Source organism: Streptomyces sp. NPDC087906, from assembly GCF_055584925.1.
Genome location: NZ_JBVJLC010000003.1, coordinates 290,338 through 303,365 on the forward strand (window position 1 = coordinate 290,338; position 13,028 = coordinate 303,365).

Annotated in this window: 12 protein-coding genes; 3 read left to right on the forward strand and 9 right to left on the reverse strand. The window is 70.7% G+C overall.

What is annotated here, in order from left to right; genetic code table 11:
- Window positions 1-25 precede the first annotated feature (25 nt).
- From ACZ63I_RS10795 to ACZ63I_RS10830, 8 genes are all read right to left on the reverse strand, one after another.
- Window positions 26-1,063, reverse strand: coding sequence for a substrate-binding domain-containing protein (locus ACZ63I_RS10795; protein ID WP_469337453.1), 1,038 nt, complete (start codon window positions 1,061-1,063; stop codon window positions 26-28).
- A 91-nt stretch (window positions 1,064-1,154) separates the two neighbouring features.
- Entirely contained in the window at window positions 1,155-2,222 is a 1,068-nt protein-coding gene (locus tag ACZ63I_RS10800) for an ABC transporter permease (protein ID WP_469337455.1), read from the reverse strand.
- Complete coding sequence (locus tag ACZ63I_RS10805) at window positions 2,219-3,751, reverse strand: sugar ABC transporter ATP-binding protein (protein ID WP_469337456.1); 1,533 nt, start codon at window positions 3,749-3,751, stop codon at window positions 2,219-2,221. The genes ACZ63I_RS10800 and ACZ63I_RS10805 overlap by 4 nt, the downstream gene beginning before the upstream one ends.
- Window positions 3,752-3,992: 241 nt before the next feature.
- Window positions 3,993-5,174 carry an ROK family transcriptional regulator gene (locus tag ACZ63I_RS10810; protein WP_328584027.1) on the reverse strand — a complete coding sequence of 394 codons (1,182 nt, stop codon included), beginning with the start codon at window positions 5,172-5,174 and terminating at the stop codon, window positions 3,993-3,995.
- A gap of 235 nt (window positions 5,175-5,409) precedes the next feature.
- Window positions 5,410-6,087: a GntR family transcriptional regulator gene (locus ACZ63I_RS10815; protein WP_469337458.1), complete on the reverse strand. Its 678-nt coding sequence runs from the start codon at window positions 6,085-6,087 to the stop codon at window positions 5,410-5,412.
- 100 nt (window positions 6,088-6,187) lie between these two features.
- Window positions 6,188-7,135, reverse strand: a complete 948-nt coding sequence (locus ACZ63I_RS10820) for a beta-ketoacyl-ACP synthase III (protein ID WP_469337460.1) — start codon at window positions 7,133-7,135, stop codon at window positions 6,188-6,190.
- Between the two features lie 113 nt (window positions 7,136-7,248).
- Complete coding sequence (locus tag ACZ63I_RS10825) at window positions 7,249-7,392, reverse strand: MFS transporter small subunit (protein ID WP_469337462.1); 144 nt, start codon at window positions 7,390-7,392, stop codon at window positions 7,249-7,251.
- A complete protein-coding gene (locus ACZ63I_RS10830) occupies window positions 7,358-8,713 on the reverse strand; it encodes an OFA family MFS transporter (protein WP_469337464.1) in 1,356 nt (451 codons plus the stop codon). The genes ACZ63I_RS10825 and ACZ63I_RS10830 overlap by 35 nt, the downstream gene beginning before the upstream one ends.
- 141 nt (window positions 8,714-8,854) lie before the next feature.
- On the opposite strand from ACZ63I_RS10830, the gene ACZ63I_RS10835 reads away from it, so the two are divergent.
- Both ACZ63I_RS10835 and fdhD read left to right on the forward strand, forming a co-directional pair.
- Window positions 8,855-9,826 (forward strand): 2-dehydropantoate 2-reductase, encoded by a 972-nt coding sequence (locus ACZ63I_RS10835; RefSeq protein ID WP_469337466.1) that lies wholly within the window; start codon window positions 8,855-8,857, stop codon window positions 9,824-9,826.
- A gap of 195 nt (window positions 9,827-10,021) precedes the next feature.
- Window positions 10,022-10,861 (forward strand): formate dehydrogenase accessory sulfurtransferase FdhD, encoded by an 840-nt coding sequence (gene fdhD / locus ACZ63I_RS10840; RefSeq protein ID WP_469337468.1) that lies wholly within the window; start codon window positions 10,022-10,024, stop codon window positions 10,859-10,861.
- Between the two features lie 90 nt (window positions 10,862-10,951).
- Here the strand turns inward: fdhD and ACZ63I_RS10845 are convergent, their stop codons facing one another.
- Window positions 10,952-11,986 (reverse strand): bile acid:sodium symporter family protein, encoded by a 1,035-nt coding sequence (locus ACZ63I_RS10845; protein WP_469338325.1) that lies wholly within the window; start codon window positions 11,984-11,986, stop codon window positions 10,952-10,954.
- A gap of 116 nt (window positions 11,987-12,102) precedes the next feature.
- On the opposite strand from ACZ63I_RS10845, the gene ACZ63I_RS10850 reads away from it, so the two are divergent.
- Window positions 12,103-12,978: a LysR substrate-binding domain-containing protein gene (locus ACZ63I_RS10850; RefSeq protein ID WP_469337470.1), complete on the forward strand. Its 876-nt coding sequence runs from the start codon at window positions 12,103-12,105 to the stop codon at window positions 12,976-12,978.
- Window positions 12,979-13,028: the final 50 nt, after the last annotated feature.

The following is a 13,028-nucleotide window of genomic DNA, read 5'->3' on the forward strand; positions in this document are numbered from 1 at the left end:
TGGGGGACGGACGCACCAGGGCCGGTCAGCTAAAGCCGGACGGCAGGTACTGATCGATGTTCGTCTTGTCTACCACGGCGGAGAAGACGGTGATCTGGGTGGGTATCTCCGTTTCCGAGATCCCGCTGATGCCCTTGGACTGGGCGAGCGCGCGCGCCAGGTCGATGGCGGACGCGGCCATGGTGGGCGGGTAGAGGACGGTCGCCTTCAGCACACTGTTGTCGGCCTTGATGGCGTCCATCGCCGACTTGGCGCCCGCGCCGCCGACCATCAGGAAGCCGTCGCGGCCCGCCTGGTCGATGGCGCGCAGGGCGCCCACGCCCTGGTCGTCGTCGTGGTTCCAGATGGCGTCGAAGTTGGGCTGGGCCTGGAGCAGTTGGGCCATCTTGGCCTGGCCGGACTCGACGGTGAACTCGGCCGCCTGCCGGGCGACCTTCTTGATGTTGGGGTAGTTCTTCAGGGCGTCGTCGAAGCCCTTGGTGCGCTGGGTAGTCAGTTCGAGACCGTCGATGCCGGCCAGCTCGATGACCTTGGCGTTGGCCTTGCCCTTGAGCTTCTCGCCGATGTAGTTGCCGGCGTTGAGGCCCATGCCGTAGTTGTCGCCGCCGATCCAGCAGCGGTACGCCTGCGGGGTGGCGAAGATCCGGTCCAGGTTGATGACCGGGATACCGGCCCGCATGGCCTTGAGCCCCGCCTGGGTGAGCGCCTTGCCATCGCCCGGCAGGACCACCAGGACGTCGACCTTCTTGTTGATCAGTGTGTCGACCTGGCCGATCTGGGCGGCCGTGTCGTTGGAGCCCTCGGTGGCCTCCAGTGTCACGTCGGAGTACGTGGCGGCGCGTGCCTTGGCCTGCTCGTTGATGGCGTTGAGCCAGCCGTGGTCGGCCTGCGGTCCCGCGAAGCCGATGGTGACGTGCTTGCCCGGCTTGTCGGTCGCGGCCGGCTTGGTGTCGGCCGCCGCTTCCTTCTTGTCGGGCTCGTTGCTGGTGCAGGCGGTGAGGAAGGCACCCGCCGAGACGGCGGCGGTGCCGAAGAGCAGTCCTCTGCGGCTGGTTTCTGGCATGGCGGTTGAACCCTTCGGATAGGGCGTTCTTCGGATCGGGCTTGAGGGGGTGACGAGTTCGGGCGGGTGCCGGGTTACGACATGGGCGAGGTCAGCCCTCGCCACCCCGCGCTGTGCGCCGCTGGACCAGGACCGCGGCGACGATGATGACGCCCTTGGCGATCTGCTGGACGTCGCTCTGCAGGTTGTTGAGGGCGAAGATGTTGGTGATCGTGGTGAACACCAGCACACCGAGTACGGAGCCGACGATGGTGCCGCGGCCGCCGCTGAGCAGGGTGCCACCGATGATCGCGGCGGCGATGGCGTCGAGTTCGTAGAGGTTTCCGTTGGTGTTCTGGCCCGAACCGGCCAGCACCACCAGCAGGAACGCGGCGATACCGCAGCAGAGGCCGGAGAGCAGGTACAGGTACAGCCGCTGCCTGCGGACGTCGATACCGGCGAGCCGCGCGGCCTCCGGGTTGCCGCCGACCGCGACCGTGCGGCGGCCGAAGGTGGTGCGGTTGAGCACCAGCCAGCCGACGACCGTCACGGCGGCGAAGACGATGACGAGCGGCGGTATGCCGAGGACGTAGGAGTCGCGGCCACCGAGGTCGAGCACCGACTGGACGGTGACGATCTGGGTCTTGCCGTCGGTGAGTTGGAGCGCGAGACCGCGGGCCGAGGCCAGCATCGCGAGGGTCGCGATGAAGGGCACCATCCCGCCGTACGCGATCAGCACACCGTTGACCAGGCCGCAGGCGAGGCCCACCACCACCGCGGTGAACAGGATGCCCCAGAAGCCGAACTCCTGGGTGGCGACCGTCGTCGCCCACACCGACGCCAGCGCCACGATCGCCCCGACGGACAGGTCGATCCCGCCGCTGGTGATGACGAAGGTCGCGCCGACCGTGACCACACCGATGACCGAGGCCTGGGTGAGCACGAGTTGGAGGTTGTTGACGTCGAGGAACTGCTCGGGCTTGGTGATGCCCCCGACGATGATCAGTGCGACGAGCACACCGAGCAGCGAGAGGTTGCGGACATCGAGCCGCAGCCCGAGTCCTGGCCTGCCGCCCTTCTGCGGACCTGACTTGGCGGTGCTGACGGCGGACGTCGGCTGCTCGGGTGCGGCCGCGGCGTCCGGCCCGCCCTGCTGCGCCTCAGAGGCAGGCTGTTTCATGGCGTCGGGCTCCCTTCCATCACAAGGTCGAGTACACGGTGTTCGTCGAGCTCCTCGGCCGGCGCCCGGTGGACGACCTGGCCTTCCCGGAGCACCAGCACCCGGTCGGCGAGGCCCAGGACTTCGGGGACCTCGCTGGAGACGAGCAGTACGGCCAGGCCGTCGTCGGCCAGCCGGCGGATCACGGAGTAGAGCTCGGCGCGCGCGCCGACGTCCACACCGCGGGTGGGTTCGTCGAGGAGCAGGACCCGGCAGCCGCGCAGCAGCCAGCGGGCGAGTACCGCCTTCTGCTGGTTGCCGCCGGAGAGGGTGCGGATCCGGGCGTCCGGGTTGTCGGGGCGCAGGGACAGCTCCCTGGTGGCCGCCTGGGCGGCGGAGCGCTCGGCCGACCGGTCGAGCCAGCCGGCCCGCGAGAAGCGGGAGAGGGTCGAGACCGACACGTTGCGGGTGACGGATTCGAGCATCAGCAGGCCCTGGGCCTTGCGCTCCTCGGGCGCGAGCCCGATACCGGCCCGTACGGCTGCGCGCACACTGCCGGGGCGCAGTGGTTTGCCGGCGACGAAGACCTGGCCGGTGCTCGGCTTGCGGGCACCGTAGATGGTCTCCAGGATCTCGGAGCGCCCGGAGCCGACGAGGCCGGCGAGGCCGACGATCTCGCCGGGCCGCAGTTCGAGGTCGACGGGGGCGAACTCGCCTTCCCTGGAGAGTCCTTCGACCCGCAGGACGGGTTCGGTCGTCGCGGCCGGCGGCGCCGCCTGGTGCTCGGGGAAGACGTACTCGACGTTCCGTCCGGTCATCAGGGCGACGATCTCGCGGGTCGGGGTCTCCTTGGCCGGCAGGCCGACGGCGACGGTCTTGCCGTCCTTGAGCACGGTGACCCGGTCGCCGATGCGGCGGATCTCTTCGAGCCGGTGGGAGATGTAGACGACGGCGACCCCGTCGGCGATCAGGGTGGCGACGATCCGGAAGAGGTTGTCGACCTCGTCCGGGTCGAGGGCCGCTGACGGTTCGTCCATGACGATCAGGCGTACGTCGTGGGAGAGCGCGCGCGCCATGGAGACGATCTGCTGCTGGGCCGCGGAGAGCGAGCCGACGGTGCGGTGGGCCTGGATCTCCGGGTGGCCGAGCCGCTTCAGCAGCGCCTCGGCGTTCCTCCTGGCCTCCCGGCCCCTGACGACGAACCCGGCGCTGGTGGGTTCATGGCCGAGGAAGATGTTCTCGGCGACCGAAAGCCCTTCCACCAGGTCGAGTTCCTGGTAGATGGTGGCGATGCCGAGCCGCATGGCGGCGATGGGTGACTTGAGCGCGACCGCTTCGCCGCGCCAGGTGATCACACCGTCGTTGGGCTGGTGGGCACCGGCCAGCACCTTGATGAGTGTGGACTTGCCTGCGCCGTTCTGGCCCAGCAGGCAGTGCACCTCGCCGGCCCTCACCTCCAGGTCCACCCCGTCGAGGGCGCGGACTCCGGGGAAGGACTTGGTGATGCCGGACATGGTGAGCAGGACGGATTCGGGTGGTGCTGGTGCCATGGCGTATCCCCTCGGCGGAACCGGCCGCCCCGCGGGCAGGGCAGGTCAAGGGCAGGGTGGAGCACGGTGCGGCTCTTGCGTGTGTGCGGCTCGTGCGTGTGCGGTGCTGGTGCTGTGCCGTGGTGCCGTTGCGCTGTGCCGTGGTGCCGGGTGGTGCGGTGTGGTGCGGTGTTGTTCTTTGTTGTGCGGTGTTGCTTTGCTGTGCGGTGCGGTGTGTTTACGGTGCTGCGCGCCGCCGGCGTCAGGCCGGCGAGAACAGGTGGTCGCTGATGAGCCGGGCCGCGCCGGTGACTCCGGCGACGGGGCCCAACTCCCCCAGGACGATGGGGAGGTTGCCGGTGGCCAGCGGCAGGGACTGCCGGTAGACCTGGGTGCGGACCGAGGCCAGCAGGGTGTGGCCGAGGCCGGTCACACCGCCGCCGATCACGACGAGTCCGGGGTTGAAGAAGCTGACGAGCCCGGCGATGACCTGGCCGACGCGGTTGCCGCCGTCGCGGATGAGGTCGAGTGCGGCGGTGTCACCGGCCGCCGCCGCCGCCGCGACGTCGACCGCCGTCAGTGTGCCGCCGGCGGCGAGCCGGGCGGCGAGTTCGGGTGAGCGGCCGTCACGGGCCGCGTCGTCGGCGTCGCGGGCGAGCGCAGCGCCGCTGAAGTGGGCTTCCAGGCAGCCCCTGTTGCCGCACGCGCAGGCGCGGCCGTCGGGCTCCACCTGGATATGGCCGATGTCGCCCGCGCTGCCCGTCGTACCGCGGTAGACCTCGCCGCCGACGACGATGCCGCAGCCGATACCGGTACCGATCTTGACGCAGAGGAAGTCGCCGACGGAGCGTGCGACGCCCGCGTGCTGCTCCCCCATCGCCATCAGGTTCACGTCGTTGTCGACCATGACGGGGCAGCCCAGTTCCTGGCTGAGCGCCTCGCGGACCGGGAAACCGTCCCAGCCGGGCATGATCGGCGGTGCTACGGGCACACCCTCGGGGAAGCGGACAGGACCGGGGACCCCGATGCCGGCGCCGTCGAACTCGTCGGCGAGACCGGACACCTTGAGCTTGCCCGCCATCGTGAGCACCTGCTCGAAGACGGCGACCGGGCCCTCGCGTACGTCCATCGGGTGGTTGAGGTGCCCGAGCACCTCCAGCTCCGCGTTGGTGACGGCCACGTCGATCGAGGTGGCACCGATGTCCACGCCGAGGAAGCGCAGGGCGGGCGCCAGCCGGATGTTGTGGGAGCGGCGTCCGCCGCGCGATGCGGCGAGTCCGTCGGCGACGACGAGTCCGGTCTCCAGCAGCCGGTCGACCTCGACGGCCAGCTTGGACCGCGAGAGGTCGACCTGATCACCGAGCTGGGCGCGGGAGTTGGGGCCACCGTCACGCAGCAGCCTGAGCAGTCGCGCCTGGTGCGCGTTCGCGGGTCGTGCGGTCATGCGTCTCACGCGCCCCTCCCCGCCTTGTCGGCTACGTGCCTTGTCGGCTGTGTTTCTTGTGCTTTCGAGGGGAACGTAGCAGCGCTTGCCCGCAGGGGGAAGAAGTTGCGCGTGAATCCGTCATAACTTTCTCCACACCGAAGACAAAGCGATGGCGAGATCGGACCGGAGACTGGCGCGAAGACGGGTGGCGGGGCACACTTGGGGCGCGATTGCGCCTCAAGTGGCGGCTGGATCAGACCTGTTCGCGATCGTGGTAGGTGGTACGGGTGTGCTCCGTGTGCGCCCGCATGACTTCCGTCGCGCGCCGCTCGTCCCGGTCGGCTATGGCGGCGATCAGCGCGCGGTGCTCGATCCAGGACTGCTTGCCGCGCTGCCGGGCGACCGGCGTGTAGTACCAGCGGACCCGCCGGTCCACCTGCGCCGCCAGCTCGGCCAGGACGACGTTGCCGGCCAGTTCCATCACCTTGGCGTGGAAGGCCGCGTTGGTGGCGACCGTCAGGTCCACGTCGTCGTCGGCGACCGACTGCTCGCCCCTGGCGCACAGCTCCTCCAGGGCCGCGATGCCCGCCGTGCCGGAGTTGGCGGCGGCGAGCCGGGCCGCCTCCGCTTCGAGGAGGGTGCGCACGGACAGGAGCTGGTCCGCCTCGTCCTCGGTCGGCTCGTGCACGAACGCGCCCTGGGCCGGGCGCAGATCGATCCAGCCCTCGGTGTTCAGCCGCTGCAGCGCCTCGCGCACCGGCTGCCTGGACACCCCCAGATGGCCGGCGAGTTCGCTCTCGACCAGATGCTGCCCCGGGCGCAGCGCGCGCGTCGTGATCAGCTCCAGCAGCGCCTCGTACACCCGCTCACGCAGCGGTCCCTGTCGTTCGAGCCTGGGCACGGCCCCCTGCGGCAGTCCTGGCGACAACATTGCGCTCCCCCTTCTGGCGGGCGGTGACCACGACCGTGCCGACCGGCCCCGCGCCTCGGCACATTGGTTATCGTCTACAGTCTACCGAAGGGTGGCGGATTCATGGACACCGGATTACCTGCCCGGCGTAAGAGAGATTTCCGCCAAAGCCGAAGAGCAGCGCGGGCGCTCCGGAGGCGACTTCGCCGCGGTCCACCAGTTTGGACAGCGCCATCGGGATCGAGGCCGCCGAGGTGTTGCCCGAATCGACCACGTCCCGGGCGATCACCGCGTTGACGGCGCCGATCTTGCGCGCGAGCGGCTCGATGATCCGCAGGTTGGCCTGGTGCAGGACGACCGCGCCGAGGTCCTCCAGCGCGACACCCGCCCGCAGGCACGTCTCGCGCGCGAGCGGCGGGAGCTGGGTGATCGCCCAGCGGTAGACGGCCTGGCCCTCCTGGGCGAAGACCGGCGGGGTGCCCTCGATACGTACCGCGTGGCCCATCTCGGGCACCGAGCCCCACAGCACCGGACCGATCCCGGGCTGCTCGCCGTCCCCCGTCGCCTCGACGACGGCGGCGCCGGCCCCGTCCCCCACCAGGACGCAGGTGGAGCGGTCGGTCCAGTCGGCGACGCCGGCCATCTTGTCGGCGCCGATGACCAGGACCCGGGAGGCGGCGCCGGCCCGCACGGTGTGGTCGGCGGTGGCGAGGGCGTGGGTGAAGCCCGCGCACACCACGTTGAGGTCCATGACGGCCGGTGAGCCCATGGAGAGCCGGGCGGCGACCCGGGCCGCCGTGTTCGGCGAGCGGTCGATCGCCGTGGACGTCGCGACCAGGACCAGGTCGATGTCGGCGGGGACGAGGCCGGCCGCGGCCAGCGCCTTCGCCCCGGCGTGCGCGGCCAGCTCGTCCACCGGTTCGTCGGGGCCCGCCACATGCCGGGTCTTGATCCCGACCCGGCTGCTGATCCACTCGTCGCTGGTGTCCACCAACGCCGTGAGGTCGTCGTTGGTGAGCACCTTGGCGGGCTGGTAATGGCCGAGCGCGGTGATACGAGTGCCGGTCATACCGGGGACCCCCTCTGCTTCGACGTCAGGAGTCCTCCAGTCTCGTCAGCGACCGGCCGGTACGAAGACAGGTGAACCAACAGGATTCGCCCGCGCCGCTTGGAGAGTCCGCATCATCCGGTGAACAACTGTCTGGCCTTCAGGACAAGCTCGTACACACCGTACGCCAACGGAATCCCCACCCAGAGCCAGGCGAAGACGATCAGCCCGGTGCGCCGGGACTCAGATGCCGTGCTGCTCGGTGACGGCGTGGTCATCGGCTGCCTCCCTCGGGGCCGGGATGTGGTGGTGGCGCGGATCGACGGGCCTGATCAGCTCGTTCGCGACGAAGCCGACGGCCAGCAGGCAGATCATGACGACGAACGAGACCCCGTACAGCGAGGGGCCGCTCTTGCCCGCGTCCGCCTGGCTGTCGGCGACCCGGTTGACGATGAGCGGGCCGAGGACCCCGGCGACCGACCACGCGGTCAGCAGCCGGCCGTGGATCGCGCCGACCTGGTACGTGCCGAACAGGTCCTTGAGATAGGCGGGCAGCGTGGCGAAGCCGCCGCCGTAGAACGACAGGATGACCATCGCGCAGATGACGAAGAGCGGCTTGGCGGAGTCACCGGTCAGGAAGATCAGTACGTACATGACGATGCCGACGAGCAGGTAGAACCGGTAGATGTTCTTGCGGCCGATCACGTCCGAGAGGGACGACCAGCCGATCCTGCCCGCCATGTTGGCCGCGGAGAGCAGCGCGACGAAGCCGGCCGCCGCCGAGACCGAGACCGGGGCCGAGGTGTCGGAGAAGAAGTCGGTGATCATCGGGGCCGCGCGCTCCAGCACCCCGATGCCCGCGGTGACGTTCATGCACAGCACGACCCACAGACACCAGAACTGCGGGGTGCGCAGGGCGGATCCGGCCGACACCTGGACGCCGGAGGCCGGCTCGGCGGCCACCACGGGCGCCCCCGCCCTGCCGGGCCGCTCGCCGGGCCGCGGCACCCGGATCAGCAGCACGCCGAGCGACATGAACACGGCGTAGACCAGGCCGTGCACGAGGAAGGCCAGCGCGATGCCGCCGCTGTCGCTGCCGAAGGACTTCAGCATCTGCGCGGACCAGGGCGAGGCGATCAGCGCGCCGCCGCCGAAGCCCATGATGGCGATGCCGGTCGCCATCCCCGGCCGGTCGGGGAACCACTTGATCAGCGTGGAGACGGGCGAGATGTAGCCGATGCCCAGACCGATGCCGCCGACGAACCCGTAGCCGAAGACGATCAGCCAGTACTGCTCGGTCGCCGCGCCGAGCGCGGCGAGCAGGAAGCCGGCGGAGAAGCAGGACAGCGCGACGGTCATCGCCCAGCGCGGACCGTTGCGCTCGACGAGGGTCCCGCCGAAGGCGGCCGACAGGCCGAGCATGACGATGCCGAGCTGGAAGGGGAGGGCGCTGGCCGTCCCCGACAGGTCGAGCGCGGATTCGAGTGGGGGCTTGAAGACGCTCCAGGCGTACGCCTGGCCGATCGACAGATGGACCGCGAGCGCGGCGGGCGGCACGAGCCAGCGGCTCCAGCCTGCCGGTGCGACGGGTGGGGTCATGCTCGCGAACTCTAGGAACCCGTCGGCCGGTTGGGAAGATCCTTCACCGAATCTGTCGACAGTATGCGGCGTCAGGTACCTTGTCGACGGGAACTCCATACTGTAGACAATATATCGTCGACAATGACAGGGGGCCTCACGGTGAAGGTCGCAGTTGTCGGCGCCGGAGCGATCGGCGCCTATGTCGGAGCCGCGCTCGACCGAGCCGGCGCCGACGTCCATCTCATCGCCCGTGGACCGCATCTCGCGGCCATGCGGCAGCACGGAGTCCGGGTGTACAGCCCGCGCGGCGATTTCACCGCGCGGGTGCACGCCACCGACCGACCGGACGAGATCGGCCCGGTCGACTATGTGTTCCTGGGGCTCAAGGCCAACTCCTACGCGGCGTGCGGGCCGCTGGTGACGCCGCTGCTCAAGGACACCACGGCGGTCGTCGCCGCCCAGAACGGCATCCCCTGGTGGTACTTCCACGGCCTGGGCGGCCCGTACGACGGCAGGAAGATCGAGAGCGTCGACCCCGGCGGCTCGGTCAGCGCGGTGCTGCCGCCGGAACGGGCCGTCGGCTGCGTCGTCTACGCGGCGACGGAGCTGGCGGGACCCGGCATCGTCCGGCATCTGGAAGGGACCCGCTTCTCGATCGGCGAACCCGACCGCTCGCTGTCGCGGCGGTGCCTCGACCTCAGCGCGGCCATGCAGAGCGGCGGGCTCAAATGCCCCGTCGAGGCCGAGCTGCGCGACGACATCTGGATCAAACTGCTCGGCAACATCTCGTTCAACCCGATCAGCGCCCTCACCCGCGCCACCATGCGGGAGATGTGCCTGCACCGCGGCACACGCGAGGTCATCGAGCTGATGATGGCGGAGACCCTGCGCGTCGCCGAGGCGCTGGGCTGCCACCCCGACATCACCGTCGAACGGCGCATCGCGGGCGCCGAACGCGTCGGGGACCACCGGACGTCCACCCTCCAGGACCTGGAGAAGGGCAAACCGCTGGAACTCGACGTCCTGCTCGCCGCCGTCGTCGAACTCGCCGGCGTCACCGGCGTACCGGTACCGACGCTCCGTACGGTCGGCGCCATCTCCGATCTGCTGGCCCGCGGCGCCGCCGCCTGATCTCCCCGCCCGATCTCCCCGCCCGGTCCCGCCGGCGGTCACGACAAAGAACGGTCCACGGGGTTCCCCTGGGCCATCGCAGACAGAATACTGTATGCGATGAGTCGTGGCCGCCGGCCAATGGCATCGTGGATCGCGAGGGCCGGCACCGGCTCTCCACCGGGACAGCGGTACGGGACGGGTAGGGCGGATCACATGGGACGGGTCACCGAGCGCCGGCGCACCATCCGGATCAGGGACGGGCAGATCACCACCCGCCCCGACACACTGGTGGCCGAGGAGCCGCTGGAGATCCGGCTGAACGGCAAACCGCTCGCCATCACGATGCGCACCCCCGGCGACGACTTCGCGCTCGCCGCCGGGTTCCTGGTCAGCGAAGGGGTGCTGGCCGCCGCCTCCGACGTGCGGTCGATCGTGTACTGCGCCGGAGCCAAGGACGACGGCACCAACACGTACAACATCGTCGACGTACGCCTCGCGCCCGGCGTCCCGATGCCCGACATCAGCCTGGAGCGCAACGTCTACACGACCTCGTCGTGCGGACTGTGCGGCAAGGCGAGCCTGGACGCCGTACGCACCACCGCGCGCTTCCCGATCTCCGACACTCCCCCGGTCCTGGTGGAACCCGCGCTGCTGTCCGGCCTCCCCGACCGGTTGCGGGCGGCGCAGCAGGTCTTCGACAGGACCGGGGGCCTGCACGCCGCCGCGCTGTTCTCCGAGACGGGCGAGATGTACGAGATCCGCGAGGACGTCGGCCGGCACAACGCGGTCGACAAGCTCGTCGGCCACGCCTTGCAGCAGGATCTGCTGCCGCTGTCCCGGTCGATCCTGCTGGTGTCGGGCCGCGCGTCGTTCGAGCTGGCCCAGAAGGCCGTGATGGCGGGCATCCCGATGCTGGCCGCGGTCTCGGCGCCGTCGTCGCTGGCGGTCGACCTGGCGGCGGAGGCCGGGCTCACCCTGGTCGGTTTCCTGCGCGGCACCTCCATGAACGTGTACGCGGGCGATGAGCGGATCGCCCTGCACACCGGGGTATGACCCGCCCCGCTGCACGGGACGAGACCCGGCCGGCGGGGAGCGCCCCCTGCGCCGGCCGGGTTCGCCGTCCGCAGCCCGCGGCCGCCCCGGCTACGAACGCACCGGGTCCCCCTGCGCGGCGGCGGGTACGGGTGCGACCTCGGCCGCTCCGGGCGGCGGGTCGGCGGCCCGGCGCTTCGCGATGACCGCGCACACCATCAACTGCGTCTGGTGGAAGAGCATCAGCGGCAGCACGGCGAGGCTCGCGTGCGCGCCGAACAGCACGCTCGCCATCGGCAGCCCGGCCGCCAGGCTCTTCTTCGACCCGGCGAACTGGATCGCGATCCGGTCGCCCCGTACGAAGCCGAGCCGCTTCGCCCCGTACCAACTGACCGCCAGCATCGCGGCCAGCAGCACCGCCTCCACCGCCAGCAGCCCGGCGAGCCGCCCCACCGTCACCTGGTGCCAGATCCCGGCGACCATGCCCTCGCTGAACGCCGTGTAGACCACCAGCAGGATCGAGCCGCGGTCGACGAAGCCCAGCAGCTTCTTGTGCCGGGTCAGGAAGCCGCCGACCCAGCGGCGCAGCGACTGGCCCGCGACGAAGGGCACCAGGAGCTGCGCGACGATCGTGAGCAGCGAGTCGGCGGAGAAGCCCACGGCGCCGCCGCCGATCAGTGCGGCGGCCAGCAGCGGGGTGACCACGATCCCGACGACGCTGGAGAACGACCCGGCGCAGATCGCGGCCGGCACATTGCCGCGCGCGACGGACGTGAAGGCGATGGACGACTGGATGGTGGAGGGCACCAGGCACAGGAACAGCAGCCCGTCGTAGAGCTGGGGCGTCAGCACGGACGGTACGAGCCCCCCGGCGGCGAGCCCCAGCAGCGGGAAGAGCACGAACGTACAAGCGAGGACGGTGGCATGCAGTCGCCAGTGCCGCACCCCGTCGAGCGCTTCCCGCGTCGACAGTCGCGCTCCGTAGAGGAAGAACAGCAGCGCCACAGCCCCGGTCGAGGCGCCGCCCGCGACATCGGCGGCCCCTCCGGAGGCGGGCAGCAGCGCCGCGAGGGCCACGGTCCCGACGAGCGCGAGGATGAACGGGTCGATCGGAAGCCAGGACGGGAGGGTGACGCGGCGGTTCATGTGCTCCACTCGGGCTCGGTACGGGGCGTGCCGCCCCATCGTCCCGCTGATCAGGGAAATCGGGAATCCCGTACGCCGCTCTGACTGTGATCGCGTTCCGCGATAGGCGGGTAATCTTGGGCTCTGTGTACGACCCAGGGCAGTTGCGTACGTTTCTCACCGTGGCCCAGACGCTCAGTTTCACCCGGGCCGCCGGGCGGCTCGGCCTTCGCCAGTCGACCGTGAGCCAGCATGTGCGCAGGCTCGAACAGGCCGCCGGGCACCCGCTGTTCAGCCGGGACACGCACAGTGTGGAGCTGACGGAGAGTGGCGAGGCGATGCTGGGCTTCGCCCGGACGATCCTGGCGGCCCACGAGCGCGCCGCCGCGTTCTTCGGCGGCACCCGGCTGCGCGGCAGGCTGCGGTTCGGCGTCTCCGAGGACTTCGTCCTGACCCGGCTGCCCGAGATCCTGCATTCGTTCCGGCAGGAGCATCCCGAGGTGGATCTGGAGCTGACGGTCGAGCTGTCCGGCACGCTGCACGAGCAGTTGGGCGCCGGGCTGCTCGATCTCGTCCTGGCCAAGCGGCGCACCGGCGACCGGCACGGCGAGCTGGTGTGGCGCTCGGCGCTGACCTGGATCGGCGCGCCGCGCCTGCGGGTCGATCCGGACCGGCCCGTGCCGCTGATCCTCTACCCGCCCCCGGCGATCACCAGGTCCCGGGCGCTGGACGCGCTCGGGGCGCGGGGCAGGGCCTGGCGCGTGGCGTGTACGAGTTCCAGCCTGAGCGGGTTGACCGCGGCGGCCCACGCGGGGCTCGGCGTGATGGCCCATACCCGCGGCCTGGTCCCGCAGGGCCTGGTACCGGTCCCGGCGCGGGCCGGGCTGCCGGAGCTGGGCGAGGTGGACTTCGTACTGGTGCACGGGCGGCGGCAGCCGGGCGCCCAGGAGGCGGCCGACGCGCTGGCCGAAGCGATCCTGACGGGCGGCGACCGCTTGCAGCGCCCGGCCTAGGGACCCGGCTCAGGGACCCGGCTCGCAGACGCAGCTCGCAGACCCGGCTC

Bases quoted from the DNA above. Each gene is read 5' to 3' on its own strand.
- ACZ63I_RS10845 (WP_469338325.1), bottom strand. From the start codon at position 11,986: ATGAACCGCCGCGTCACCCTCCCGTCCTGGCTTCCGATCGACCCGTTC.
- ACZ63I_RS10815 (WP_469337458.1), bottom strand. From the start codon at position 6,087: ATGTTGTCGCCAGGACTGCCGCAGGGGGCCGTGCCCAGGCTCGAACGA.
- ACZ63I_RS10800 (WP_469337455.1), bottom strand. From the start codon at position 2,222: ATGAAACAGCCTGCCTCTGAGGCGCAGCAGGGCGGGCCGGACGCCGCG.
- fdhD (WP_469337468.1), top strand. From the start codon at position 10,022: ATGGGACGGGTCACCGAGCGCCGGCGCACCATCCGGATCAGGGACGGG.
- ACZ63I_RS10810 (WP_328584027.1), bottom strand. From the start codon at position 5,174: ATGACCGCACGACCCGCGAACGCGCACCAGGCGCGACTGCTCAGGCTG.
- ACZ63I_RS10820 (WP_469337460.1), bottom strand. From the start codon at position 7,135: ATGACCGGCACTCGTATCACCGCGCTCGGCCATTACCAGCCCGCCAAG.
- ACZ63I_RS10825 (WP_469337462.1), bottom strand. From the start codon at position 7,392: ATGACCACGCCGTCACCGAGCAGCACGGCATCTGAGTCCCGGCGCACC.
- ACZ63I_RS10805 (WP_469337456.1), bottom strand. From the start codon at position 3,751: ATGGCACCAGCACCACCCGAATCCGTCCTGCTCACCATGTCCGGCATC.
- ACZ63I_RS10795 (WP_469337453.1), bottom strand. From the start codon at position 1,063: ATGCCAGAAACCAGCCGCAGAGGACTGCTCTTCGGCACCGCCGCCGTC.
- ACZ63I_RS10830 (WP_469337464.1), bottom strand. From the start codon at position 8,713: ATGACCCCACCCGTCGCACCGGCAGGCTGGAGCCGCTGGCTCGTGCCG.